The 26,084-nt window shown below is 71.3% G+C and carries 19 protein-coding genes; 5 read left to right on the top strand and 14 right to left on the bottom strand.

Features of this window, described 5'->3' with window-relative positions; translation table 11 throughout:
• Positions 1–16: 16 nt before the first annotated feature.
• Positions 17–1,624 carry a glycoside hydrolase family 13 protein gene (locus Aut01nite_RS06405; protein ID WP_043529806.1) on the top strand — a complete coding sequence of 536 codons (1,608 nt, stop codon included), beginning with the start codon at positions 17–19 and terminating at the stop codon, positions 1,622–1,624.
• On the opposite strand, the gene Aut01nite_RS06400 is transcribed toward Aut01nite_RS06405, so the two are convergent.
• The 5 genes from Aut01nite_RS06400 to xylA all read right to left on the bottom strand — a co-directional run bounded on the left by Aut01nite_RS06400 (position 1,532) and on the right by xylA (position 9,056).
• Complete coding sequence (locus tag Aut01nite_RS06400) at positions 1,532–2,995, bottom strand: MFS transporter (RefSeq protein WP_043529809.1); 1,464 nt, start codon at positions 2,993–2,995, stop codon at positions 1,532–1,534. The two genes, Aut01nite_RS06405 and Aut01nite_RS06400, sit on opposite strands and share 93 nt — an antisense overlap.
• A 169-nt stretch (positions 2,996–3,164) precedes the next feature.
• Positions 3,165–4,631, bottom strand: coding sequence for an RICIN domain-containing protein (locus Aut01nite_RS06395; protein ID WP_043529810.1), 1,467 nt, complete (start codon positions 4,629–4,631; stop codon positions 3,165–3,167).
• Positions 4,632–4,633: 2 nt separating this feature from the next.
• The gene (locus Aut01nite_RS06390) at positions 4,634–6,067 is read right to left on the bottom strand and encodes a pectinesterase family protein (protein WP_043529812.1); all 1,434 of its coding nucleotides are present in this window, start codon (positions 6,065–6,067) and stop codon (positions 4,634–4,636) included.
• 330 nt (positions 6,068–6,397) lie between these two features.
• Positions 6,398–7,777: a xylulokinase gene (gene xylB / locus Aut01nite_RS06385; protein WP_043529814.1), complete on the bottom strand. Its 1,380-nt coding sequence runs from the start codon at positions 7,775–7,777 to the stop codon at positions 6,398–6,400.
• Between the two features lie 91 nt (positions 7,778–7,868).
• Positions 7,869–9,056, bottom strand: coding sequence for a xylose isomerase (xylA, locus tag Aut01nite_RS06380; protein WP_043529816.1), 1,188 nt, complete (start codon positions 9,054–9,056; stop codon positions 7,869–7,871).
• Between the two features lie 128 nt (positions 9,057–9,184).
• Here xylA and Aut01nite_RS06375 point away from each other — a divergent pair, with 128 nt between their 5' ends.
• Positions 9,185–10,243, top strand: a complete 1,059-nt coding sequence (locus Aut01nite_RS06375) for an ROK family transcriptional regulator (protein ID WP_412768212.1) — start codon at positions 9,185–9,187, stop codon at positions 10,241–10,243.
• A 414-nt stretch (positions 10,244–10,657) separates the two neighbouring features.
• Here Aut01nite_RS06375 and Aut01nite_RS06370 read toward each other — a convergent pair whose 3' ends face one another.
• From Aut01nite_RS06370 to Aut01nite_RS06360, 3 genes are all read right to left on the bottom strand, one after another.
• Entirely contained in the window at positions 10,658–12,373 is a 1,716-nt protein-coding gene (locus Aut01nite_RS06370; protein ID WP_043529817.1) for a substrate-binding domain-containing protein, read from the bottom strand.
• Positions 12,374–12,627: 254 nt separating this feature from the next.
• Entirely contained in the window at positions 12,628–13,680 is a 1,053-nt protein-coding gene (locus Aut01nite_RS06365) for a lactonase family protein (RefSeq protein ID WP_043529819.1), read from the bottom strand.
• Between the two features lie 96 nt (positions 13,681–13,776).
• Positions 13,777–14,553: a hypothetical protein gene (locus tag Aut01nite_RS06360; RefSeq protein WP_152628962.1), complete on the bottom strand. Its 777-nt coding sequence runs from the start codon at positions 14,551–14,553 to the stop codon at positions 13,777–13,779.
• 201 nt (positions 14,554–14,754) lie between these two features.
• Between Aut01nite_RS06360 and Aut01nite_RS06355 the strand changes: the two genes are divergently transcribed.
• A complete protein-coding gene (locus tag Aut01nite_RS06355) occupies positions 14,755–16,494 on the top strand; it encodes an AfsR/SARP family transcriptional regulator (RefSeq protein WP_052164276.1) in 1,740 nt (579 codons plus the stop codon).
• Between the two features lie 211 nt (positions 16,495–16,705).
• Here Aut01nite_RS06355 and Aut01nite_RS06350 read toward each other — a convergent pair whose 3' ends face one another.
• The 4 genes from Aut01nite_RS06350 to Aut01nite_RS06335 form a co-directional block, all read right to left on the bottom strand.
• Entirely contained in the window at positions 16,706–17,305 is a 600-nt protein-coding gene (locus tag Aut01nite_RS06350) for a GTP-binding protein (RefSeq protein ID WP_043529823.1), read from the bottom strand.
• Positions 17,286–17,597, bottom strand: a complete 312-nt coding sequence (locus Aut01nite_RS06345; RefSeq protein ID WP_236643014.1) for a DUF742 domain-containing protein — start codon at positions 17,595–17,597, stop codon at positions 17,286–17,288. The genes Aut01nite_RS06350 and Aut01nite_RS06345 overlap by 20 nt, the downstream gene beginning before the upstream one ends.
• Before the next feature lie 67 nt (positions 17,598–17,664).
• Complete coding sequence (locus Aut01nite_RS06340; RefSeq protein ID WP_043529826.1) at positions 17,665–18,084, bottom strand: roadblock/LC7 domain-containing protein; 420 nt, start codon at positions 18,082–18,084, stop codon at positions 17,665–17,667.
• A complete protein-coding gene (locus Aut01nite_RS06335) occupies positions 18,085–21,105 on the bottom strand; it encodes a nitrate- and nitrite sensing domain-containing protein (RefSeq protein WP_063958834.1) in 3,021 nt (1,006 codons plus the stop codon). It abuts the gene before it with no gap.
• Positions 21,106–21,442: 337 nt separating this feature from the next.
• Between Aut01nite_RS06335 and Aut01nite_RS06330 the strand changes: the two genes are divergently transcribed.
• Positions 21,443–22,084, top strand: a complete 642-nt coding sequence (locus tag Aut01nite_RS06330) for a hypothetical protein (RefSeq protein ID WP_043529828.1) — start codon at positions 21,443–21,445, stop codon at positions 22,082–22,084.
• A gap of 12 nt (positions 22,085–22,096) precedes the next feature.
• Complete coding sequence (locus Aut01nite_RS06325; RefSeq protein WP_052164277.1) at positions 22,097–23,212, top strand: hypothetical protein; 1,116 nt, start codon at positions 22,097–22,099, stop codon at positions 23,210–23,212.
• Positions 23,213–23,380: 168 nt separating this feature from the next.
• On the opposite strand, the gene Aut01nite_RS06320 is transcribed toward Aut01nite_RS06325, so the two are convergent.
• Positions 23,381–23,908, bottom strand: a complete 528-nt coding sequence (locus Aut01nite_RS06320; protein WP_204037460.1) for a hypothetical protein — start codon at positions 23,906–23,908, stop codon at positions 23,381–23,383.
• A gap of 597 nt (positions 23,909–24,505) precedes the next feature.
• The gene (locus Aut01nite_RS43275; RefSeq protein ID WP_063958835.1) at positions 24,506–25,915 is read right to left on the bottom strand and encodes a hypothetical protein; all 1,410 of its coding nucleotides are present in this window, start codon (positions 25,913–25,915) and stop codon (positions 24,506–24,508) included.
• Positions 25,916–26,084 lie beyond the last annotated feature (169 nt).

Raw genomic sequence — 26,084 nt, 5'->3', positions numbered from 1 at the left:
CCCTATCGTTGGGGCCATGCCTACTGACGCCTGGTGGCGCGATGCGGTCATCTACCAGATCTATCCACGCTCGTTCGCCGACGCGGACGGCGACGGCATGGGTGACCTGCCCGGCATCACCGACCGGCTGCCGCATCTGCGCCGGCTCGGTGTCGACGCGGTGTGGCTGTCGCCCTTCTATCCCAGCCCGCAGCACGACGCGGGTTACGACGTGGCCGATTACCGCGGCGTGGACCCGCGGTTCGGCTCGCTCGGCGACGCCGACAAGCTGATCGCCACAGCCCACGAGCTGGGCCTGCGGATCATCGTGGACCTGGTGCCGAACCACACGTCCAGCGAGCACGAGTGGTTCCGGGCCGCGCTGGCCGCCGGCCCGGGCAGCCCGGAACGGGAGCGCTACATCTTCCGCGACGGCGAGGAGCCGCCGAACTCGTGGCAGAGCGTGTTCGGCGGGCCGGCCTGGCACCGGACGCCGGACGGCCAGTGGTACCTGCACATGTTCGATGTCTCGCAGCCCGACCTCAACTGGGATCACCCGGAGGTGCGTGCCGAATTCCTGGACATCCTGCGGTTCTGGCTGGACCGCGGGGTCGACGGGTTCCGGGTGGACGTGGCGCACGGCCTGATCAAGGACGCCGAGCTGAGCGAGTGGACGGCGCCGTCGGTGATCCTGGGCGGCCTGGAGCCGGTCGGCCCGCCGCCGCCGATGTGGGACCAGGAGGGCGTGCACGAGATCTACCGGCAGTGGCGGGCCGTCCTCGACGAGTACCCGGGCGGCCGGATCCTGGTCGCCGAGGCCTGGGTGCAGCCGGAGGAGCGGCTGGCCAGGTACGTCCGGCCGGACGAGATGCACCAGGCCTTCAACTTCCCCTACCTGGAGGCGCCCTGGTCGCCGGCCGAGCTGCGGGAGATCATCGACTCGTCGCTGGCCGCCAACGACGCGGTCGGCGCGACCACCACCTGGGTGCTGTCCAACCACGACGTGGTCCGGCACGCGTCCCGGCTGGGTTTCCCGCCCGGCTCGAAGCGGGTGCCCGGTATCGGCATCGGCGACCCGCAGCCGGACACCGGGCTGGGGCTGCGCCGGGCCCGGGCGGCGACCCTGCTGATGCTCGCGCTGCCCGGTTCGGCCTATCTCTACCAGGGTGAGGAGCTGGGCCTGCCGGAGCACACCCAGCTGCCCGACGAGGTTCGGGAGGACCCGGCCTGGGAACGGTCCGGGCACACCGAACGCGGACGGGACGGCTGCCGGGTGCCGATTCCGTGGGAGGCCGACGCGCCGTCGTACGGTTTCGGCCCGGCCGACGCCAGCTGGCTGCCGCAGCCGCCGATCTGGGCGGAGTACGCGCTGGACCGTCAGGTCGACGTGCCCGGCTCCACCTACGAGCTGTACCGGTCGGCGCTGGCCACCCGGCGCGAGCACGAGCTGGGCACCGGTGAGCTGGCCTGGCTGGCGACCGATCCGGGGGCGCTGGCGTTCCGCAACGGCGACCTGACCGTGGTGACGAACTTCGGCGCCGAGCCGGTGGCGTTACCGGGCGGGTCCCGGGTCCTGCTGAGCAGCGAGCCCCTGGACGCCGACGGCCGGGTCCCGTCCGACGTCACCGTGTGGGCGGTGTTCTGAGGCCACGGCCAGCAGGGCGGTGTGCGTGTCGGCCATGTCCTTCGCCACCGTCCTGCTGGCCAGCCAGTACATGACCCCGGTCGGGATGAAGAAGAACTGGAAGGCGGCCAGCCCGACGGCGTAGTTCAGCGGCGGCGGGTACGCCCCGGCCAGGGCCCCGAAGGCGACCGCGACCAGCACGTTGCCACCGGCCCGGCCGGCCCCGTTGACCAGGTTGCCGAGGCTGTAGACGGTGCCGCGGTGCTGCGGCGGGTTCACGTCCGCGATCATGGCGAACCAGTTCGGTGAGTTCGCCGAGGTCAGCATCAGGGCGACCACCGCGACGGCCAGGCAGATCCCGACGGTCGGCTCGGTCACCAGGTTGGCCAGGACCCCGCGGATCACCGCGCCGGTCCCGGCCCCGTCCGGCACGGTGATCCGCATCGGGACGAAGAACAGGACGACATAGAGGGGTACGGCGGCGAGTACCCCGACGGCGGCGACCAGGGCCCGGCCGCGCGGGGTCCGCCGTTGCAACCGGTCCCCGGCCAGCCCGCCGAGGATCGACAGCGCCGCCCCCAGCTGGAAGATCGTCGCGAAGACGCTGCCGATCAGCACCGCCGTGCCGGTGGTGTAGCCCTGATCCTCGGCCCGGGCACGGAACAGCACCGGCAGCCAGACCAGCGATCCGAAGGCGATCTGCGCGGTGCCGCCCTGGAGGATCAGCCAGACGTTCGTCCGCCTCTTCAGGATGACCGGCAGATCCGCGTGCTTGATCCGCTCGTCGTACTCGATCCCGGCCAGTTCCGGCTGGCTGTCGCCGCGCGGCACGTCGTAGGTGAGCAGGTAGGCGAGCGTCGCGACCACCCCGGCGGCCGCCACGACCAGGAACGGCCGCCGCCAGTCGGTGTGCCCGAGGATGCCGCCGAGGAGGGTGCCGGCCAGCGTGCCGACGCCTTGGGACAGGCCCCAGAAACTCATCACCAGGCCCCGCCGCCGCGGCGAGATGAGGTCGCTGACCACCGCGAAGCTGACCGACGCGACACCGCCGAGCCCGAACGCGGCGACGATCTGGCCGCCGAGGAACTGCCCGTAGCCGCCGGCCAGCCCGGACCAGGCGGTCCCGGCCACCCAGATGACGGTACCGGTGATCAGCACCGGCTTGCGGTCGGTGCGATCCCCCACGTACGCGAACCCGATCGCCGACACCGCGCTGATCAGGAACATGATCGTGGTGGCCAGGGCGATGTGCCCCTCGCTCACCCCGAGGTCCGCGCCGATGCTGCCGTACAGCGGCGGCACCAGCCCGATCGCCGCGTTGTCGAGGGCGGCGAGGACCACGAACACCACCACGCTGTAGACGCGGTGCACGGTCCCGCCCCTGCTCGTCACGCGGTAGAGATTAGTCCCGCCGGTTCGTGCCGCTGCCTCCGGACGCTCGAGACAGCGGTGCTGACCAGCCGGGAGTCGAACGTCGTCGATCGCCGTGGCCGGGGAGGAAGGCGGCGAGCGGCGGCGCCGCCCGGGGCAGCGCCGCCTCCTCCGCACCCCCCGGTGGAGATCAGTTGCCGATGTTCGCCTGCGGGCCGGCGTACTTGGCCAGCAACGCGGGGACGTCGGCGGCCGCGTCCAGGGTGTAGGAGTAGAAGCTCTTCGGGTCGAAGGCGGAGCCGTTGGTCTGCTGCTTGCCCGAGGAGTTCTTGACGATGCTGCCGCTCTGCTTGAGCTGGGCGGCCGACGTCTCGTTGTAGTACGGGTTGGCGACGTTGTCGAAGTAGCTGTTCTCCAGAACCATCCTGGTGCCGCCGCGCGACAGGTTGCCGTACGAGGTGATGTTCTGCAGGTGGTTGTTGTAGAGGTGGGCGTACAGCACGTTGTCGGTGCTGGGGTTGCGCTGGTTGGTGTTCTTGATCCAGTTGTGGTGGATCGTCATGCGCGAGGTCACGTTCTCGGTCCAGCCGATGCCGAACGCCTTGTTGCCGGTGTCCAGCACGTTCCAGGACACGGTCAGGTACGAGGTGTCCTTACGGCTGTCGATCATGCCGTCGTTCATCCGGGTGATCTTGTTGTGGTCGATCCAGATGTGGTCGGCGGTGTCCATCTGGATGGCGTCGTAGTCGTACGTCTTGTCGTCCGGGTCGTCCTCGGTCATCTGGGTGTCCCGGATGGTGAGGTTGCGGATGATGACGTTCCGGACGCCGGCGCCGAGGAAGAAGCCGCCGCCGACGATCTCGCCCTTGGTGCCGGCGCCCACGATCGTCTTGTTCGACTTGACCTTGAGCTCGGTGCCCTTCGGGGTGATGGTGATCGGGCCACCCACCTTGATCACGTACGGCTCGGTGGCGGTGACGTACTTGGTCAGGTCGGCGAGGTTGGTCACGGTGACCGTGGCGCCGGCCGCGCCGCCGGTGGTGCCGCCGCCGGTGGAGGCGAAGCCGTCCGGGGTGGAGGCCCAGGTCCGGCCGGATGCCGTCGGCGCCGGGACCGAGCCGGTGACCGGGGTGAACGTCCACTGCTTGTTGCTGTTGGCGGTGCAGCTCTCCTGGATGATCGACGCGCCGTTCGCGGTCGAGGCGCCCTGGTCGGAGATGCACAGACCGGAGTTCACGTTGACGATCTGGAACGTGTCGGCGCCCGACGCCGCGACCTTCCACTGCTGGTTGGTCTGCGAGCCGGCGCAACCCCACTGCTGCAGCTGCCGGCCGGAGGTCTTCGACCCGCTCGGCACGTCGATGCACTTGCCGCTGCCGACGTTCTGGATCAGGAAGTGGGATCCGGAGGCGACCAGCTTGAACTGCTGCCAGGCGGCGCCGGTGGTGCAACCCCACTGCTGGAGCAGGGCGCCGTTAGCGGCGGAGGCGGCCGGCACGTCGAGGCACTTGCCGCTCTTCTTGACGACCAGCTGATAGGTGTTGCCGGCGACCGGAGCCGCCGCCGCGTTCGACGGCAGAACCGACCAGCCGACGATCGCGGCCGGGACGGCGACGACGGTGGCGATGAGCGCGGCGCGCTTCTTGGCGAAAGACATGATCAACCCACCGGGTTCCAGTTGTCGGTGCCCGCGAGATACCTCTGCGGGGTGTGGTTCGCGGCCTGCGAGTCGGACAGCTGCGGCCGGTTGCTGTTGGCGGTCGCGCCGGAGCCGGTGTTCTTGTACTCCAGGAACCGGGCGTTCCTCCACGAGTTCGACGACATGTCGGTCCACGGCTGGGCGGTCCTGATGGTGGCGCTCAGGCTGGACTCGCGGAACAGCACCTGCGCGTTCGGGCCCCAGGGGCGGCCGAGCTGGGTGACGTTGTTCGCCGCGCCGGTCACCGTGGTCTTGTAGAACAGGAAGCCGTACGGGTTGGCCGCGTCGGTCCGGGCCGCTGAGATCGGGCCGCCGGAGGTCCGCTTCTGGTAGATCTTCGTGCCGTTGAACACCGCGGTGCCGCCACCGAAGATGAAGTCGACGGTGCCCTCGACGTAACCGCCCTTGACGTAGGACCGGCCGCTGTTGACCAGCAGGGTGTCCTGGGCGCCGAGGAACCGGACGTCGTCGAAGACCAGCCTGTCGGCGTTCAGGTTCGCGGCCACCGCCTGCGAGCCCTCGCCGTAGTCGTTCGCGATCGTCAGGTTGGCGGCGTTGAACTCCCTGCCGTTGGCGAAGAGCGTCGCGCTGCCCGAGGTCCCGTAACCGCCGGCGTTGCTGCGGTTGTTGACGATCACCACGTCGTCGTTGGTGTCACCGCCGCCCCGGAGCGTGATGTACGGCTTGTTCGACGGAACGGTGACGATCTCCCGGTAGGTGCCCGGCTTGATCGTGATCGTCTGACGAGTGGTGTTGTTCGCGGCGACCGCGTCGATCGCGGCCTGCACGGTCTTGTACTTACCCGTGCCGTCCGCGGCGACCGTGAAAGAGGCCGGCGTCGAGGTCCCGGACACCGGGGTGAACGACCACTGCTTGTTCGAGTTGGCCGTGCACGTCTCCTGGATGATCGACGCGCCGTTCGCCGTCGACGCGCCCTGGTCGGAGATGCACAGGCCGTTCGCGACGTTGATGATCTGGAACGTGCCGGCGCCCGAGGCCACGACCTTCCACTGCTGGTTGGTCTGCGAACCGGCGCAGCCCCACTGCTGCAACGGAGTGCCCGAGGTGGCCGACGCCGCCGGCACGTCGATGCACTTGCCGCTGTTCACGTTCTTGATCAGGAAGTTCGATCCGGAGGCGACCAGCTGGAACCGCTGCCACGCCGCGTTCGCGGTACAACCCCACTGCTGCAGCAGGGCGCCGTTCGCGGTCGAGGCGGCCGGCACGTCGAGGCACTTGCCGCTCTTCTTGACGATCAGCTGATAGGTGTTGCCGGCGGCGGGGGCTGCCGCCGCGTTCGACGGGATGATCGACCAGCCGACGAGTCCGGCGGGCACGACCAACGCGGCCGCCACGCCGAGCAGCGCCCGTTTCCGGGCTTTTCTCTCTGCCACTGCGCTCTTCCTCACGTGCGGGGATTGACGGCCGAGGGGGAGGTCGGCCGGTGTTCCTGTGCACGTAGATGCCGCGTCGGCGGGAAGACAACAGAAACTTCAAGAAGAACTTCCGCGGGGGTACGGCCACACATGCACGCCTCGCGCGGACAACGGCAGCCCGCCCCCGCAACTCACCCCAGCCCTCCCCCTCCGGCCGCAAAAACCCCCGGCTGGCTCTCACGGCTGTCTCGGGGCGGGGAGACAGCCGTGAGAGCCAGCCGGGGTTAGGACGGCTGGGCGTCAGTGCTGTCTCGGGGCGGGGAGACAGCACTGACGGCCGGCCGGGGGTCAGCCGCGAGCGATCGCGTACTGCTCGCGGATCGAGGGGATGCTGTCGGCCTCGTACACCTCAGGGGTCTCCGCCGACCAGACCGGCGGAAGATCGCCGCCCGCGGTGACCCACGCGGCCTGCCGTGCCGCGCCGTCGGCGACGTATTCGCCGGGCGGCGGGACCACGACCGGCTTGCCGAAGAGCGCCGGCGCGATGCGGCGGACCGCCTCGCTCCGCGCCCCGCCGCCGACCAGCACGATCCGGTCAGCGACCGCGCCGGTGCCGACCAGCGCGTCCAGCCCGTCGGCAAGCGCGCAGAGCATGCCCTCGACCGCGGCCCGGGCCAGGTGCGCCGGGTTCGAGGTGCGCAGGGTGAGCCCGTGGAGCGAGCCGGTGGCGTCCGGCCGGTTCGGGGTCCGTTCCCCTTCCAGGTACGGCACCAGGACCAGGCCGTCCGCTCCGGCCGGGGCGGACAGGGCGAGCCGGGACAGCTCGTCGTGACCCACGTTCAGCAGCTTGGCGGCCGCGTCCAGGACTCGGGCGGCGTTCAGCGTCACCACGATCGGCAGGAACCGGCCGGTGGTGTCGGCGAACCCGGCGACCGTGCCGGTCGGGTCGTTCGGCGCGACCTCGGACGAGGCGAACACCGTGCCGGACGTCCCGATCGAGACGATCACGTCGCCGGGACGCGCGCCGGTGCCGAGGGCGGCGGCCGCGTTGTCCCCGGCACCCGGTCCCAGCGGCGCACCGTTGGGCAGGTGGCCGGCGATCCCGGTCGGGCCCAGCACCTCGGGCACGAGCAGATCCCGGCCGAACCCGAGTTCCAGCAGGTCGTGCCGGTACTCGTTGGTTCTCGCCGACCAGTAGAGAGTGCCGCTGGCATCGCTGCGGTCGGTCCGCAGATCACTGAGGGAGGTGGATCCGGACAGCTTCCAGGTGAGCCAGTCGTGTGGGAGGCAGACCGCGGCGACCTTCGCCGCGTTCGCCGGCTCGTTGCGGGCCAGCCAGCGCAACTTGGTCAGGGTGAAGCTGGCGACCGGCACGATGCCGACCGCGTCCGCCCACTTGTCCCCGCCGCCCAGCTCCTCGATCAGGTCGGCGGCCGCACCGGCGCTGCGGGTGTCGTTCCACAGCAGCGCCGGGCGGACCACCGCGCCGTTCTCGTCCAGCGCGACCATGCCGTGCTGCTGCCCGGCGACCGAGGCGGCGGCCACGTCGTCCAGGCCGCCGGCCTCCTCGATCGCCTGCTGGAGCGCGGCCCACCAGGCGTCCGGATGCACCTCGGTGCCGTCCGGGTGCACCGCCCGGCCCTGCCGGACCAGTCTCCCGGTCTCGGCGTCCCGGATGACGACCTTGCACGACTGCGTGGAGCTGTCGATCCCGGCTACCAGCGCCATGACTGAGCCTCCTTCGGCAGACCCTTCCGGCCGTCGCCGGTGAGGTGCCCGCGCACCTCACCGGAGTGCCGCTCGGTGCGGTCGATCATGCTTACCGGGCCCCGAGCACGTGCTCGATCGCGAGCTGGTTCAGCTTGACGAAGTGGTAACCCTGGGCGCCGGCGGCGTCCGCGTCGTAGTCCTCGAAGGCGGACCGGTCGGCGAGCAGCTCGGTGTAGGACTCGCCCGGGTTCAGGGTCGGCTTGCTCAGCTCGGCGACCTTGGCGGCGGCGAGCGCCTCCTGGACCTCCGGGTCGGCGCGGAACGCCTTGGCCCGCTCCTTGAGCAGCAGGTACATCCGGATGTTGGCCTTGGCCGACTCCCAGACACCGGTGTAGTCCTCGGTGCGCGACGGCTTGTAGTCGAAGTGCCGCGGGCCGTCGTAGGCCGGGGCGCCGTCGACGCCGCCGTTCTCCAGCAGGTCGACCAGGGAGAACGCGCTGAGCAGGTCACCGTGGCCGAAGACCAGGTCCTGGTCGTACTTCGGGCCGTGCTGGCCGTTGAGGTCGATGTGGAACAGCTTCTTGTGCCACAGCGCCTGGGCGATGCCCTGGGTGAAGTTCAGCCCGGCCATCTGCTCGTGGCCGACCTCGGGGTTGATGCCGAACAGCTCGGGGCGCTCGAGTTCCTGGGTGAACGCGATGGCGTGGCCGGCGGTCGGGAGCAGGATGTCGCCGCGGGGCTCGTTGGGCTTCGGCTCGATCGCGAAGCGGAAGCCGTAGCCGCGGTCCTCCGAGTACTGCGCGAGCAGGTTGAGGGCCTCACGGTAACGGTCGAGGGCGGCCTGCACGTCCTTGGCCGAGTCGTACTCCGCGCCCTCGCGGCCGCCCCACAGCACCAGGGTCTTGGCGCCCAGCTCGGCGCCGAGGTCCATCTGGCGCAGCACCTTGCGCAGCGCGTAACGCCGGACCGAACGGTCGTTGCTGGTGAAGCCGCCGTCCTTGAACACCGGATGGGTGAACAGGTTCGTGGTGATCATCGGGACGATCAGGCCGGTCTCGTCGAGGGCCTTCTTGAAGCCGGCCACGATGCCGTCGCGGGTCGGCGCGTCGGCGCCGAACGGCACCAGGTCGTCGTCGTGGAACGTGATGCCGTAGGCGCCGATCTCGGCGAGCTTGTGGACGGCCTCGACCGGGTCGAGGGCCTCGCGGGTGGCGTCCCCGAACGGGTCGCGGGCCTGCCAGCCGACGGTCCAGAGACCGAAGGAGAACTTGTCGTCACGCGTGGGCTGGACGGACACGGGTTACCTCCCTGAAATTGTTTAGTGGTTGAATTATTTGACTGCGGTATGGCACTGTCAAGGGCGTGTTGAGCCCCTCCACGACTCCGGTACGCCAGTCGAGCGTGCGGGCCCATAATCTCGCGCTGGTGCTGCACACTGTGGCGAACGGGGCGAATCACCCATCCCGGGCCGCCATCGCCGCCGCCACCGGATTGACCCGCGCGACCGTTTCCGCCCTTGTCGACGACCTGGTCGCGGGCGGTCTCCTGGTCGAGGTCGACCCGCCCCCGCGCACCGGCGCCGGCCGTCCCGCGGCCGGCCTCGCCCTCACCTCCACCGGGCCCGCCGGGCTGGGCTGCGAGATCAACGTCGACTATCTGGCCGCCTGCGTGGTCGACCTGACCGGCGCCGTCCGCCAGCGGTTCGCCGAGCACGCCGACCAGCGGCCGGCCGACCCGGCGCACGCCCTGGCCGCGCTGGGCCGGCTGGCCGCCCGCGCGCGGCTGGCCGCCGAGGCGGACGGGCTGATCGTGGCCGGGGCGGCGCTCGCCGTGCCGGGACTCGTCGGCGACGGCGGCCTGGTCCGGGTCGCCCCCAACCTGGGCTGGCAGGACGTCGACGCGGTCGCCGCCCTGCGAGCCGTCCCGGAGCTGGCCGACCTGCCGATCACCGTGGACAACGAGGCCAACCTGGCCGCCCTCGGCGAACTCCGGGTGTCCGGCGGCGACCCCGCCTTCCTCTACGTCTCCGGTGAGGTCGGCATCGGCGCGGGGCTGGTCATCGGCGGGGAGCTCTATCGCGGCGTGCGCGGGTGGAGCGGCGAGATCGGGCACGTCACGGTCTATCCGGACGGGCGCGAGTGCCGCTGCGGGTCGCGCGGCTGCCTGGAACAGTACGCCGGACAGGAAGCCCTGGCCGACGACGTTCCGCGCGCCGCGGCGGCCCTCGGGATCGCGCTGTCCGCCGTGGTCAACCTGCTCGACGTGCCGGTCATCGTGCTCGGCGGGGCGTACGCGCCGATCTTCGCCGCGCTGCGCGACGGCATCGAGACCGAACTGCGGCGGCGGGTGCTGACCGCCGGGCTCGCCCCGGTGACACTGCGGCCCGCGGCACTCGGGGCGGACGCGGCGATGCGGGGCGCCGCCGACACGATCATCCGGGGGGTCCGGGAGGATCCGGCCGCCTGGCTGCGCGCGCGGGCCTGACGGCCACGGCCGGCATGTCGAGGCTCGCACAACGGCCGAACCCCACACACCGATCGACCGGCGCCTCCGCGCGGGCCTGACGGCCACGGCCGGCGTGGTGAGTCGAGGCTCGCGTAACAGCCGACCCCCACACGGTGATCAACCGGCGCCTCCGCGGGCCTGACGGCCACGGCCGCGTGGTGAGCCGAGACTCGCGTAACAGCCGAACTCCACACGCTGACCGACCGGCACCTCCGCCTGAACGACGGGACCCGGGGGAAGCGTCTTGCGAGGATCGGGGGCGCGCGGGGCGTACCGCTGAAAAACGGACGGACCGGTGGCTCGGCGGAGACCGTGAGCCGTCGCCTGGCGGGGGAAAGGCGGCGGCCGCCGTCCCGTTCCGGGGCGGCGGCCGCGTGTGCCTGGTGGTCGCGGTTACTGGACGCCGGTACGCGAGCCGATCGCCTGGGCGAAAATGCTGGTGATCTTGGTCGGGTCCTCGGCGATGAAGACGCCGACGTTCTTCGGGTCGACCTTCTGGATCGCCTTGAGCTCGTCCTTGCTGACCTCGTTGCCGATGCCGATCAGGATGATCCGGACCGGCTTGGTCGCGTCCAGCTGGTTCTTGAACTTGGCCAGGAACTCCGGCCGGGTCAGGCCGCCCAAGAAGGAGTTCTCACCGTCGGTGAAGAGGATCACCGAGTTGATCTTGGAGCTGGTCCACCCCTTGAGGACGTGCTTGTGCGCGGCGAGCAGCGTGTCGTAGAGACCGGTGCCACCATCCTTGTTCGGCGTCAGATCGCCGATCGACGCCTCGAGCTTGGGCCGCGAGTTGCTCAGCGAGCTGATGTCCACGAGGCTCTTGTAGGGCAGCGCGCCGTCCTCCTCGGTGGAGAACCGCCACACGCCGACCGACCACTTCTCACTGAACAGCCCCAGCCCGGTCCGGGCCGCGGCCTGGGTGACCTGGGCACGCGTCGCGTTGTTGGCGGTCGGCACCGGCTTCAGCATCGAGCCGGACGTGTCGAACACGGTGAGGGCCCGGCCGGGGGTGGTGATGGCGATCCAGCTGCCGACCACCGCGCTCAGGGCCGCGCCGGACTCGGCGCCGGCCGCCGTGCCGCCGTTCGCCGACTTCGTCGAGGTGGCGGTGACCGCCGGGGAGGCCGTGGGGGCGCCCATCGGGGCCGCGAAGCTGGCGCCGTAGGTGCCGTCCGGGGACCGCAGGCCGGCCGAGGCGAGCACGTCCTTGGAATCGGCCGCGAGAAGCCGCTCCAGCAGGCCCTTGGCGGCGGCCGACTTCTGCGAGTCGACCACCTGCGGCATGACGGTGAACGGGTAGTCGAGCGGCGCGGGAGCCGGTTCCAGGTAGATCGCGCTGAGCTTCACGGCCGGGCGCTCGGCGTTGTACGCCACCACGTCCTGCTCGGAGACCGGCGCGAGGCTCACCGAGTCGGGGCTGCCGATGTCGGCGGGCGACTTGGGGAACCCGGCCATCAGCTCGTCACGCAGGGCGAACTTGTTCTCCGCGAGGAGCGTCAGCGCCCGCGTCTTGGCCTGGGCCGCGGCCTGCGACTCGTTGCCGACCGACTTGCTGATCGCCAGCAGGCTGCCGAGACCGGTGGAGTCGACGGTCGGGTTCATGATGCCGACCGTCAGCGGCTCCTTGTCCTGGAAGTTGGCCATCAGCGCGTTCCAGCCGACCCTGGTGTTCGGCCAGCCCAGCTTCTTCTCCGCGAGCGGCTCCGGCGCGGCCAGGACCAGCGGGCTCTGCGCCACCGACGTCACGGTGCTCGGCAGGAAACCGGCCGCCTCGGTCTGCAGGCGCTGGAGCCAGGTCGCCGAGTCCGGGAGCCAGACGTCGGGCACCTGCACCGCGTCGGGCGCGTTGTTCAGCCCGACGAGGCCGACGGAGTGGTCGCGGGCGACCGCCCCGGCGATCGTCGACGAGGTCTCCTTGGCGACGGCGACGGCGACGCACGTGCCGTCGACCGCCGCACCGTCCTGGCGCCACTTGGCGGCGACCGTCTCGACGGCGGGGGCGATCTCGGGGGAGGCGGCGACGGTCAGGGTCACCGAACCGGTGCAAGCGGAGTCGGAGAGTTGCTGATAACCGACGTACGTCCCCGCGATGACGACGACTAACGCCATCGCACCTCCGACGACGCTCGCTCCCTTGGAGTTGAAGTTTCTACGATGGCGGCCAGACACGCGATCTATAGTGCGCATGTCCGAAGCTGAATGCCATATACGTTCGGACGAAAATTACTCAGATTGGCGTTTCCCGATCTGGAAAGCACAGAGCGTGATGACGCCGTCTCGATCGGTACGACGAACGACCTGCGGCGCGCCGGGTTTGATGCGCTTCGTAACCGACGCACCGCAGTGTCCGATCTTCGTTCAGGTCAGATAATCGGCGGATTCCAGCGGAGCAGGCACGTCGGTGTCGGCTCGCCAGTCGGCTCCCCTTGCGGGGCGGGAATTCCGGTCTCCCTGTCGATACGGAAAACGGTCACGTTCTGCGAACGTTGATTGGTTACATAGAGGTGATCGCCGAGCAGGACCATGTGCCTCGGCCACACCCCGCCGGTGGGCACCTCGGCGATCAGCGTGGCGTTCTCGCCGTCCCAGGCGAACACCGAGACGGTGTCCGGCCCCCGGTTCGCCACATAGACGAACCTGCCGTCCCGGCCCATCACGATCTCCGACGGGTAGACCTGGCCCGGCGACGTGCTCGACCCCGTCTCACCGACCTGCTCGAGCGCCGGGCCACCGGCCGGCCGGAACCAGCCGAGGTTCCCGGACAGCTCGCCGACGAGCAGCAGCGCGCCGTCCGCCGCCCGCAGCAGATGACGCGGTCCGGTGCCCGGCCGTGCCTCGACGGCGACGTCCGGCAGCCCGAGACGGCCGGTGTTCGGGTCCAGCCGGGACCGCCACACCCGGTCCGACCCCAGGTCGGAGATCAGCACGTCGGCGCCGTTGCGCTCCGGCACCACCTGGTGAGCGTGCGGCCCCTCCTGACGCTCCGCGTCCGGGCCCTTGCCCGTGAGGGTGAGCAGATCGGTGCGGTCACCCGGAGCGCCGTCCGCGTCGAGCGGGAACACCGAGACCGACCCGCTCGAATAGTTCGCCGCGACCAGGTGGCGGCCGTCGGGGGTGACGGCCAGATGGCACGGGTCCGACCCACCGGTCGGGCGCACCGCCAGCGGGATCAGCGAGCAGTCCGGCGCCACCGAGAAGGCGGAGACCGTGCCCTGATCCAGTTCGTTCACCGCGTACAGGACCGCGAGGGTGGGATGTTGCGCCAGGAACGAGGGCGACGGGGTGCGCGCGGCCAGACCCAGCCGGGTCAGATCCCCGGTCGCCGGATCACGCCGCAACAGCGTGATGCCGTCCCCATCACCTCCCTTGTCCCCGGTGTAGCAACCGACGAAGACGTACTCATGGCTCGAACCCATGGTGCGATCCCATCACAGAACCGCCGGTTCGCACGGCAGCACAGCACGACGGCATCGCGGGCCCCCGTGCCACCCACGATGCCGCCGGCCCCCCGGTCAGCTGTTGAACATCTGGTACACCGCCGCCGGGGCCGCCACGCCGCCGGCCGGAGCCGTCAACGGCGCGGCGCTGCCGTACCGGTCGTAGACGACCTCATAGGTGGCGGCCTTCGCCTTGCCGGCCGCCGGGATCCGGACGACGGCCTTCGCGATCCGGCCCTCGGAGTCCACGGACACCTCCAGGGGTACGGTCTTCGCCTTCTCCCCCAGCGCGGTCAGCGTCGCCGCGTCGACGATCTCCGCCTCCGTCGACCTGGTCAGGTCGGTGGTTCCGGCGTACGCGTTCGGGCCGGTCTCCTTCAGGTCCGCGGCAGCCACCAGCAGGTTGCTGACGTACCCCGGGTCGGACTTTCCGGAGAACTCCAGATCCCCCGCCAGGTCGGCGGGCAGCTTGGACTTGTCCAGCTTCATCCACTGCTTCGGCAGCTTCGGCAGGTCCGCACCGGCCGGCGCGCCGCTGAACGAGATCTTCGTCCACGAGTCGCTCCCGACCACCAGGAACGTCATCGACATGGTGAACCCGTCCGGGTCCTTGTCGGCGAACGCCGCGGTGGTCGCCTGATTCGGGCCGTCCACCACGCCGGAGAACGGCTGCACGCCACCCTTCACGGTGTAGTGGAACGCCGGGGTCTTCGGGGTCGGCACCCCCTGCGCCAGCTTGGCCGAGACCGAGACGGTCTCCACGGTCTCCTGCACGGCGTCGACCGTTCCGCAGGCGGCCAGCGCGAAACCGGCGATCATCACAACACCCAGGGTCTTCATTCGTACGCTCATCGCTTCGTCTTCTTTCACGGGGCTTTTGTCATGGATTGACGCGCGCCTCGTCCGGGGCTCGCCGTCGCCTTCACTGCTTTGCCGCCAGCAGCCTCCGGTAGACGGCTGCCGATACGCTGCGGCTATGCTGCGGTCGGCTGCGGTTCCGCTGCCGCCGTCACTGCCGTCGAGGAAACTGCTGGTCAACAGGGGGTGTGCGGGGTGACGGACCGCCCGGCTGCCGACTCGCCGCGGTTCGAGATGCTCGGCGCCGTGCGTGCCTTCCGGAGCGGACGGCAGCTCGATCTGGGCCCGGCGAAACAGCGCGCCGTCCTCGCCGTCCTGCTCCTGCACCTCGGCAAGCCGGTCCCCACCCACCGCATCGTCGACGCCGTCTGGGGTGACGAGCCGCCGGAGAACGGGGCGAACGTCGTCCAGAAGTACGTCGCCGGTCTGCGCCGGATCCTCGACCCCGACCGGTCCCCGCGCACCCCGGGCGAGTTGCTGGCCCTGACCGACGGCGGCTATCTGCTACGGGCCGGGTCGCTCGACATCGAGGACTTCCGCAACGGGCTGGCCCGCGCCGACACGTCCCGCCGGGCCGGCCGCCTCGAGGAGGCCGCCGGCATGGCCCGGTCCGCCCTCGACCTCTGGTACGGCGACGCGCTCGGCGGACTGACCGGCCCGGTCTTCGACGCCGCCCGCAACCGTCTGACCGAGGAGCACGCCAGCGCCTGGGAGCTGTGGGCGGAGATCGAACTCTCCCGCGGCGGTTTCGCCGGCCTGGTCTCCGAGCTGTCCCACCTGGTGGAGGAGTACCCGCTCCGGGAGGGTCTGCGGGCCCAGCTGATGATCGCCCTCTACCGCAGCGGCCGGCAGGCCGAGGCGCTGGCGGTGTTCCGCGATGCCCGGGAGTTCTTCCTGGACGAGCTGGGCGCCGAACCCGGCGAACGCCTCCAGGAGATCCACCGCCGTATCCTGCGCAACGAGCCTCTGGGCGGCGGCCCGCCCTCCGGCGCCGCGTCACCGTCTTCTACGGCGCCACCTTCCACTACCGTGTTCCCGTCTCCGGCTTCACCACTGCTTGCGGGTTCACCACCGCCTTTGGCCGCACCACCGCCTCCGGATGATCCAATGCCGGTCGTGGTGCCGGCGTATTCGCCCGCCTCGGCCGGTTGGCCGGGCGGGGCGCCTCGGCCGGCTCCGCCGGGATGGCCGACCGGATACGCCGCGCCGGGAGCGCCGGTCTCACCCGGGTCGCCGGGGGCCGTTCCGCACGGGTGGCCGACCGGGGCCCTGCCCGGGGAACTGCTCGCTCCGCGCCGGGAGCGGATCCGCTGGCTCGCGGTGCTGGTCGCCGCGGTGCTGCCGGTGGCGACCTGCACGTCCGGCTCGTGGCTCTACTTCGCGTGGACCGCGGTCCAGCGGCGCTCCGCTCGGTACTGGGCCACGGCCGCCGGATACCTGGGCACGTTCGTGCTGGCGTTCGCCCTGATCGTCACCGACCCGGCGCCGGAAGGCTCCGTCGAATCCACCGCCCAGGGTGCCGTCGGGGTCGTCCTGGGCCTGCTGCTCCTGATCACGTCCTCGGTGCACGGCGCGCTCCTGGCCGCCCACCCTGGCGACACCGTGGAGGCCCGCGCCCGCCGCGACCTGGCCCGCCACTTCGCCGCGGTCGACCCGGCCGGCGCCCGCCAGTCCGGTATCGGCCGCCCCGACCTGCTACGCCTCTTCGACGACGGCGGCCTGATCGACCTGAACCACGCCCCGCTCCGGGAGATCGCCCGGCTGCCGGGCGTCACCCCGTACGAGGCCCACCGCATCGCCTCGGTCCGCTACGAGAGTGGGCCGTACCTGTCCCCGGACGATCTGGTTCGCCGCGGCCTGCTCCCGGCGAAGACCCTCCGCCGCCTCGCCCCCTGGCTGATCTGCGTCATGCCGGAACAAGGCCCACGAGCCTGACCACACGTACGCTCCGAGGCCGTCTGCATCCCGGCGGCGAGCAGCCCACCACGCCCCCCGGCGACGGCCCGGGTCTGCCTCCGGGAGAAATCCTTGAGGGTACGGGGACCGCGCGCCCGCCCCGGCCCTTCAGCGACCCGCGCAGCCGCTCGTGGATACGTCCACCCAGCACGCGGCAGAGCGTAACCGCCGTGTCCGGACCCGCCCGCCGTCAGCGGCTGGCAGCGGCCGCCATCTGCCGCCGGGCGACGTACTCCACCAGCTCGATCAGCACGTTGCGGGCAGCGGCCTGATCCCGGGCGTCGAACAGCACGACCGGCACACCGGGGTCCAGGTCGAGGGCCCGGGCGACCGCCTCCGGCGCGAACCGGTGCTCGGTGTCGAAACAGTTCACCGCCACCACGAACGGGGTGCCGCGCTGCTCGAAGTAGTCGATCGACGGGAAGCAGTCGGCCAGCCGCCGGGTGTCGGCCAGCACCACCGCGCCGAGCGCCCCCTGCGACAGCTCGTCCCACAGGAACCAGAAACGGTCCTGCCCCGGCGTGCCGAACAGATAGAGCTGCAGGTCCTCGGTGATGGTGATCCGGCCGAAGTCCATGGTCACCGTCGTGGTGGTCTTACCCTCCACACCGGAGACGTCATCCGCGCCCTCCGCGCCGGTCAGAACCTCTTCGGTCTGCAACGGGCGGATCTCACTGACCGAGCCGACCATGGTGGTCTTGCCCGCGCCGAACCCACCGGCGATGAGGATCTTCAGAGCGACGGGAATGCGCGACGATCCGCCGTTGCGGTCAGAGCGCACGGAGTCCATTGACAACCGCCTTGAGTACGTCGACGTCGTGCGGCTGCGTGGCAGCCGGGGGTTCGTACAGCGAGATCAGACCCGCTGAGCGTAGATCACCGAGGAGCACCCGGACCACGCCGATCGACAGGTCGAGCTGAGAGGCCAGCTCGACCACCGAGATCGGTTCCCAGGCGGTGGCCACGATCGCATGGTGCTCCGGTTGCAGCTGCTGCCCGGGCGGCAGGTCCGGCACGGTCGCCACGACGAAAGCGACCAGGTCGAAATCGCAGTCCGCGGGCGCGACCCGGCCCTGGGTCATCGCGTACGGGCGAACCACCGGCCCGGCATCGTGATCCAGCCAGTCGTGTGGGGTCACACGCGGCTGCTCAGAAGACGTCGGACGGCGTCAGCACCGACCGTTCCGGGGCGGCCATGGTCTGACCGACCCGGGTCACCAGCATGGCCATCTCGTAGGCGATCAGGCCCAGGTCGGCGTCGGCGGAGGCGAGCACGGCCAGGCAGGCGCCCTGCCCGGCGGCAGTGACGAAGAGGAAGGCCTCCTCCATCTCCACCACCGTCTGGCGCACCTGCCCGGCGCCGAAATGCCGGCTCGCCCCCTTGGCCAAACTCTGGAAACCGGCCGCCATCGCCGACAGGTGCTCCGCGTCCTCCCGGGCCAGCCCGGCCGAGGCGCCGAGCATCAGCCCGTCAGCCGACAGCACCACCGCCTGCTGCGCGGTTGGCACCCTCTCGATCAGATCGTCGAGGAGCCAGGTGAGATTCGCGCTCTGCTTCGTCTGTGCCACTTATGCGTCCTTCTCCAGCAAGAGGTTCTCCCCGGGACCTTCGGCGTGGTCGCCGTCCACACCGGCCTCCGGCCCGGATGGTGCTTTCTCCCCACTCGTCGCGGGGTATGCCTGCTCCCCGCTCGCCATGGAGTGTGCTGCATCCCCGCTCGTCGCGAGATGTGCCCTCGCCCCGCTCGTCGCGGGGTGTCCTTCCCTACCGTCCACCGTGGGGTGTGCTTCCGTACCGCTCGCCGTGGGTTGTGCTTCCGTACCGGTCGGCGCGGGATGCGCGAGAGCCGGGAAACTGACGGTAGCGGCATCGCCGGACGTCACACCGGCAGGCCCCACGGCGTGTCCGGCCTCCTCACGGGCCGCTGCGATCCGGCCACGGGTGGTGCCCGACTGCAAGGAGCTCATCAGGCTGCGCGCCTGCTCGGGGGTACGGGCGGGAGCGGTCGGCTCCGGCTCCACCACCCGCTTGCGCAACTGGGGCGCCAGGTTGGCCTGGCGGACCCGCTTCGGCAGGCCGTCGTCCCCGCCGTCGACCGGTGCGGGCGGCGCTGCAGGACCGGGGGTCGGCAGCTCGATGACCTGGGTCGTGGCCGCGGAGTCCTCGACAGCCGGCACGTCGGTGACCGCGTCCGCGATGACCGGATCCACGATCATCGGGTCCCCAACCGCCGGATCCACGGTCATCGGGTCCTCTGCGGGGGCCTCGACCGCCGGCGCCGAGTTGCGCGGTACCGCGCGGGGCGTGACCGGCAGACCCGCGGCCAGCTGATCCAGCACCGAGAGGTCGACTGTCTGATTCGGATCAGTCTTCGCCGGGTCCGCGCCGTTCGTCGGCTTCGGGAGCGTCGGCTTGCGGACCCGCCGCCGCTGCACCAGACCCTCGGCGCTCAACTCGGCGGCGACCACGCTCGGCGCCGGACCGGTCTGCTCCGGAGCCGGACGATGCGGGCTGGACGGCAACGCCACACCGTTGGACCTGCCGTTGACCGCCAGACCGTTGACGGTGCCCGGGACCGCGTCGTCGGGAGCCGTCCGGCGCCCGGAGGTGGTGATCTGGCGCAGCTCGCCGCTGCCCTGCCACTGCAGGCCGGCCAGCGAGTCACGGGACGGGTCGTCCCGGCCGGTGCCGACCAGCGGGCCGGTGTCCGGGCCGCTCGCCACCAGCGCGCCCGGGACCAGCACCACCGCGGTGACCCCGCCGTAGGCGGAGGCCCGCAGCGAGACCCGGATGTGGTGCCGGTGGGCGAGCTGGGACACCACGAACAGGCCCAGCCGGGCGCTGTCCGCCGGGTCGAAGTCCGGCGGCTCGCTCAGACGGCGGTTCTGGTGCTCCATCGCCTCCGGGGCCATGCCGAGGCCGCGGTCCTCGATCTCGACCGCGTACCCGTTCGGCAGGACCTGGCCACTCACCTGCACCCGGGTGTGCGGCGGGGAGAACGACGCCGCGTTCTCGATCAGCTCGGCGAGCAGGTGGATCACGTCACCGACGGCCCGGCCGACCATGGCGGAGCCGGCCACCGCGCGGATGTCGACCCGCTTGTAGTCCTCCACCTCGCTGATCGCGCCGCGGATCACGTCGATCACCGGGACCGGGTTGCGCCAGCCTCGGCCGGGCGCGGCGCCGGCCAGGATGACCAGGTCCTCCGCGTGCCGCCGCATCCGGGTGGCCAGGTGGTCGACCCGGTAGAGGTCTTCCAGCTCCTGCGGCCCGGTCTCCCGGCGCTCCATCTTGTCGAGCAGGGACAGCTGGCGGTGCAGCAGTGTCTGGCTGCGCCGGGCGATGTTGAGGAAGACCTCGTTGATGCCCCGGCGGACGTCGGCCTCGTCGACGGCGGACTGCACAGCCGTACGCTGGACGTCGTTGAAAGCCCGGCCGAGCTGGCCGATCTCGTCCTGGCCGTACTCCAGCGGCGGTGTCTCCACGTCGACGTCCACGCTCTCGCCGCGCTGCAACCGCCGGACCACCGAGGGCAGCCGCTCCGAGGCCAGTTCCAGGGCGTCGCGCCGCAAGCGGATCAGCCGGCCCACGAGCGAGCGGCCGAGCCGGGCCGAGACATAGACCGACAGGCCCAGCGCGGCCAGCCCGAGCAGGGCGGCGGCGACCAGGCGGGCGATGATCTCGATGGCCAGCGGGGTCGCGTCCTCGGCGATCTCCCCGACCACCCGGTCACCGAACGACTGCAGCTCACCAGCCACGTAGTCGTACGTGGACTGCCACTCCACCCCGTCCACCGGCGGCGGCCCGTTGACGTAGCTGGTGGTGAGCAGCTTGTTCTTCAGCTCGTCGAGTTTGATGAAGGTGGAGTTCGTGATCAGTCTCGCGTAGTCGCCCTGTGACTCCTCGGGCATGTCCGCGACACCGGAGGCGATCAGGTAGTCGGCCGCGCCGATGCACGCGATCAGCTCCTTACGGGTCTGCGCGTCGATCCGCCCCTCGGCGGTGGCGCCACCCAGCAGGGCATCGATCCGGCTCAGGTACTCCAGGCCCCGGTAGGCGGCGATCAGGCCCCGGCTCTCCCGGTCCACCCGCTCGTAGAAGAACACCGCAGCGGTACGGGAGACCTCGAACGCGCTGTCGATGATCCGGCTGAAGTCCTGCACGCTCTCGTAGTAGCCGGTGTCCCGCTTGTCGACCTGCTGCCGGATCCCGGGCAGTTCGGAGCCGAGCAACCGGAGCATGTCGTCGACCCGGGCCTTGACCTCTTCGTTCGCGTCGGCGGCCGCCGCGGCCTGCCGGAACTCGGCGACGATCTGATCGGTGGCGCCACGCTCGCGGGCCAGCTCGGTGCGCGCCGGGCGTACCGCGCTCTCGTAGATGGCCGAGAAGTGCCGCTCGCGCTGCAGCTGCGAGATCAGCCGCAGGCCCGGCTCGCCGAGCTTGACCACGGCATCCCTGGCCTCGAGCAGGTTGATGGCGGGACCGGCGGTCACCGTGGTCGCGAAGATCCAGAGCGCGAGCAGCGCCGACAGCGGCACAGCGACCATCGCGATGATCTTCGCACGGATCGACCAGTTACGGCTTCTCATCAAGCTCCGCCCGAGGGTTCGGCAGCAAACGATCAGCGGCTCCGCCGTCGCTGCCGACCGCGCGGAGGGGACGACCAGCACGCCGGTGGCAAGCGCTGGCGGAAGAATACGTAATGAAGTACATCTCAGCTAGCACCCGGCCTCGCCGTTCCGGTCTCCTCTCTCCTGTTTGTCCTGCCAGAACGGCCCGCGATCTTTTTCCGGAGATCGCCCGGCGGCCGGACCGGCGCCGGAGCCCCGCTGTCCGGTTCACACCCTGCCACGCCTTATTCGCCCCGAGGGGATTGGCGTCCCGACCTCGCGGGGCATAACAAGCGGTGGAAGAAGGAGGAACCTGATGTCCACCACCGCCATCATCATCCTGACCGTCGTCCTCCTGTTAGCTGTGGTCGCGATCGTGATCGGGATCCAGCTGGGGCGCCGCCGCCGGCTGCAGAAGACGTTCGGGCCTGAGTACGACCGGGTGGTCGCCGACACCGGCAGCCGCGCCGAGGGCGAGAAAGAGCTGATCGAGCGCACCAAGCGGCACGCCCAGCTGGAGCTCAAGCCGCTCTCCGCCGAGTCCCGCACCCGTTACGCCGCCGCCTGGGAAGAGGTCCAGATCCGTTTCGTGGACAACCCCGGTGAAGCGGTCTCGACCGCCGACGAGCTGGTCACCCGGCTGATCGCCGAGCGGGGTTACCCGACCGGCGACTACGACGAGCGGCTCGCCGACCTGTCCGTGGAGCACGCCGCCACCCTCGAGCACTACCGCGCCGCCCACGACATCAGCCGGCGCAGCCGGGACGGCGAGGCCGCCACCGAGGACCTGCGCCAGGCGCTGGTCCACTACCGCGCGCTCTTCGCCGACCTGCTCGGCGAGGATCCGGTGGGGCGTACCACCCCGGCGCCCCGACCGTCCGCCGAGACCGCGGCGACCACCGAGAACACCACCGAACCCGGCGTCGCCCGTACCCGCCCCGACGCCAACAGCCGCTGAGGAGCTTCCGCGATGCGTTTCTTCTCCAACGAGGCCAAGGACAACGACGAGCGGGAGGCCGAGACCCGCGACGAGCACACCCCCACCCCGCCCGCGGTGCCGGCCCAGCGCGCCGGTTCGCCCTGGCACGACTCCCGTGCCGACAGCGAGCCGGCGACCAAGCCGGTGGCGGTCGGATCCTCCACGGTGACCGGCCCCGACGCTCAGGATGACGACCCGGACCGCACCACCCCGATTCCGGGCGCACGCAACGTCGACGACGGCTCCTCCGCCGAACCGGCGAGCGGTGACCGCGAACATCGGGACACGGTCTCGGACCATCCGGCCGGCCATTCCGGGCAGACCCCGGTCGCCTGGCCGGCGGGCTCCGGTGGAGCCCGCAACGACGATGCGGCTCGCACCGGCAGCGGCACGTTCGACGACCCCCACCGCACCCAGCCCATTCCCTCGGGTACGAGCGGCGCGCGCGACACCGCCGACCGCGACCACGACGGCATCGCCGACATCGACGAGGCCAAGACCTTCACCTCCCGGTCGACCGACCACGACCCCGTCGACGGCTCCGCGAAGACCGGTCCCATCGACGGCTCGGGACGGACCGACCACGCCGACCGCACCGGCGACCCCGACCACACCGGTGGACCCGTCAGTGGACCCGTCGGTGGGCCCGTCGGTGGGCCCGTCGGTGGGCCCGTCGGCGGCTCCGAGAAAGCCGGGCACGAGGCCGACCGGACCGCAACCGACAAGGCCCGCGACAAGACCGACCGGACCGTGGCGGAGAAGGCCGCGGACAAGATCGAGGAGAAGGCCGCCGGCAAGGGGCACGAGGCGCCGGTGCCCGCGGCGCCGGCCGCCGAATCCACGATCTCCGGGCCCGCCCCGTTCTTCCCGTCCGCCGACACCCAGCCGATGCGGGACCGGTGGCGCGACGTCCAGCTGCGCTTCGTCGACGACCCGAAGAAGGCCACGGCCGAGGCCGCCAGTCTGGTGGACGAGGCTGTCGACAAACTGGCCAAGGCACTGCGCGACCAGCGCGGCTCGCTCGCGAAGGGCACCGACGACACCGAGTCGCTTCGTGTGGAGCTGCGCAGTTACCGCGACATCCTGGACCGGCTGCTCGGTCTCTGAGAACCCTGGCCGGCCGGCGGTGCCGCCTCGCCGCCGTCGCGACGGCTTTGTCCGTCCGCCGAGCCCGTCCACGCAGAAGGGGGAGCCGATGCTCCCCCTTCTCCTTACTATCCGGCCTCTTTACTGTGCGCCCCACCGCCGCCAGGTGTCCCGCCCACATGCGGGTCTTCAGCGGGCGGTCTCGCCGTCGACGGGTCCCCGATGTGGCCGGTCCTCGCCTGCGGTCTCGTCGTCGCTGGGCTCCTCCGACGGAGTCGGGTCCTCCTCGGGAGTCGACTCCGACGGATCCGGCCCCGCGCCGGTGGAGGTGCTCGGCTCGCCGGAAGGCGGCGCCGGGTCGCTGGTCGACGGATCGGTGGAGGGATCCGGAGACGGCATCCGCGAAGGCTCGGTCCGAGCCGGACCGGGAGTGGAAGCGGCCGGCGCCGGACTGCTCCTCCGCCGGGGCGGGTCGGTCGTCGTCGGCGAGGTCAAAGGCTCATAGCTGTACGGCGCCACCGGATCGACCTCGCCCGCCGGCTCCCCGGCCCCCGCGCCACCGAAGTCCATCTCCACACCGGGGATCCGCTGCTCGACCTGCACGGGACGCTGCTGAGGTGGACGGTTGACCACTCCGAGCTGGGCTCCGAGCCACAGCGCAGGCCCGAGCCCGACCGCGACGATCGCCCCGAAGAGTCCCAGCGGCCCTCGTCCCATGATGGCCCCTCCCCCGCGTCCCCGACGATCGTCTCGCCTCCGCCCGGCACCCTGCTACCCATTTCCGATGCTGACGAAGCGAACAACCGCTGAGCCTATTGTTACCTAAAGTGACGCTACGGTTGCGCATTCGTCGCACAGTCGACTGGTGCCACTTTCGGGTACGAGACGATCACGGCACCCGGTTCACCCTGTCCCCCGAAGAGGTTCGCGCCGGACTCCAGCGGCTCGCGCGATCGGGCTCCACGGCACGCCGCCCCAGCCGAGCGGTTGTCCGCGGCAAAGCCGCAGCCCTCGGCCAAGCCGCAACCCTCGGCTGAGCGGCCGCCCGCAGCAAAACTCCAGCCCGGGCAAGACCGCAGCCCTCGGCTGAGCAGCCGTTCGCGGCAAAGCGGCCGCCCTCGGGCGAAACCGCAGCCCACGGCAACGCGGCCGACCCCGACAAAGCCACAGCCCACGGCGACGCGGCCGACCCCGACAAAGCCACAGCCCATGGCAACGCGGCCGACCCCGACAAAGCCGCAGCCCACGGCGACGCGGCTACCGCCGTTCACAGCAGGACGACTGGCCGACCTGCCGCGGGCAGCCGTGCCGAGATCAGCGAGTGCCGGCCAGGAAGGTGACGGCTTCCTCCCAGGCCGCCCAGCCACCCGGTAGCTCGTCGGCGTCGAGACCGAGGCGAAGGGTCAGCTCGCCGCCGCCGCGCAGACCGATCGTCCAGCCTTTGCGCAGCCCAGGCAGGGTGGTCACCCCCGCCACGTCGACGAAGGGCACGAAACGGCCGCCTTCGGGCAGAGGGCTGGCTACGGACCCACCCCCCGGCCCGGCACGCTCCCCTGATGCCGAGGCGGACGCGGAGCCGTTCCCCGGCCCGGCACGCTCCCCTGATGCCGAGGCGGACGCGGAACTGCCGGGACCCACGGCGGTGGCCGCACCGGCTTCCACCGGTATGCCGGTCGCTCCCGCAACCTCGCTCGCTTGCCCCGCAGCCGGCGCACCCCCGGCAGGAGCCGCGCCAGCGAGAGTCGCTGTGGCTCCCGAGCTGGCTGCGACCGAGGAGTTGGTGGCGGAGGAGTTGGTGGCGGAGGAGTTGGTGGCGGCCGCGGAGGAAGAGGAGGAGGCAGACGAGGTGGCCGCGGTGGCAGACGAGGTGGCGGTGTCGTAGGAGGGGGCGGTGGCAGAGACGGTGGCGGTGTTGGCAGAGGTGGTGGTGGCGGAGGAGGTGGCGCTAGTTCCGACGGCGGCGGAAGGGGCGGAGACGGCTGAGCTACTCGACGCGGAAGAGGAGGCGACGGTGGCAGAGGTGACCGGAAGGGCCGCACTGACAACGGCGCCGGCGGGGACGCCGTCGGCGGCGATGCGGGTCAGGCGGCGTTTGGACTCGTGGGCGCGCCCGCGGGGCAGGCCCGGCACCAGCAGCAGGCCCAGGTCGGTGATCAGGAGGTCGGTGCGCTCGCCGTCGGCGGAGAGGTTGACCAGGCCGCCGAGCACCTGGGCGCGGGCCGCCCCGGACCGGGCCGTGGCCGCTGCGAGATCGACGCCGGCCTCGGTGAGATAGGCACGGACCGCCTCGGTGGTCTCCGGGTCGGCGGCGGCCGCCGCGAGTTCGGCGAGGTTGAGGTAGGCACCGTCGACCGCGACCACCTCGGCGGCCCCGGTCCAGCTGTGCCGCCAGCGGGCCACTCCGCTGCGCAGGGCGGCGAGGGCGAGCATGAGTCCGAGGAGTTCGACGATCCGGGAGGTGGTGTCCTCCGGGGGCGCGTCCGGGAAGACGGCCTCCGCGGCGGCCCGCAACCGTCCGTCGGCGGCAAGGGTGAGCAGGTGGGCGGCATCGGGAACGCTGGAGCCGACGGATCGGGAGATCGCCGCCAGCGCCGCTTCCGCTTCCCGTTCCATCTCCGCGGTTCGCGCCACGCTGAGGCATTCGTCCCAGCTCACCACGGTACGCCCGCGCGGTGGGAACGCCACGTCCTGCAGAGCCCGGCCGAGTCCCGGCAGATCGGGCACCAGTTCGCCGATCCCCGCCTCCGGCCGCCCACCCGGAGCTGAGGTCTCGCGCGGTGACGCGGAGGGATCCGGCGAGTGGCCGACTCCGGCATCCGGTTCCGAGGACCGGCCCGGTTCCGAGGGGCGGCCCGGTTCCGAAGGACGGCCCGGTTCCGAAGGACGGCCCAGA

The organism is Actinoplanes utahensis (genome assembly GCF_016862455.1).
Classification (GTDB): domain Bacteria; phylum Actinomycetota; class Actinomycetes; order Mycobacteriales; family Micromonosporaceae; genus Actinoplanes; species Actinoplanes utahensis.
This window is presented reverse-complemented; position numbering and strand designations above follow the sequence as displayed.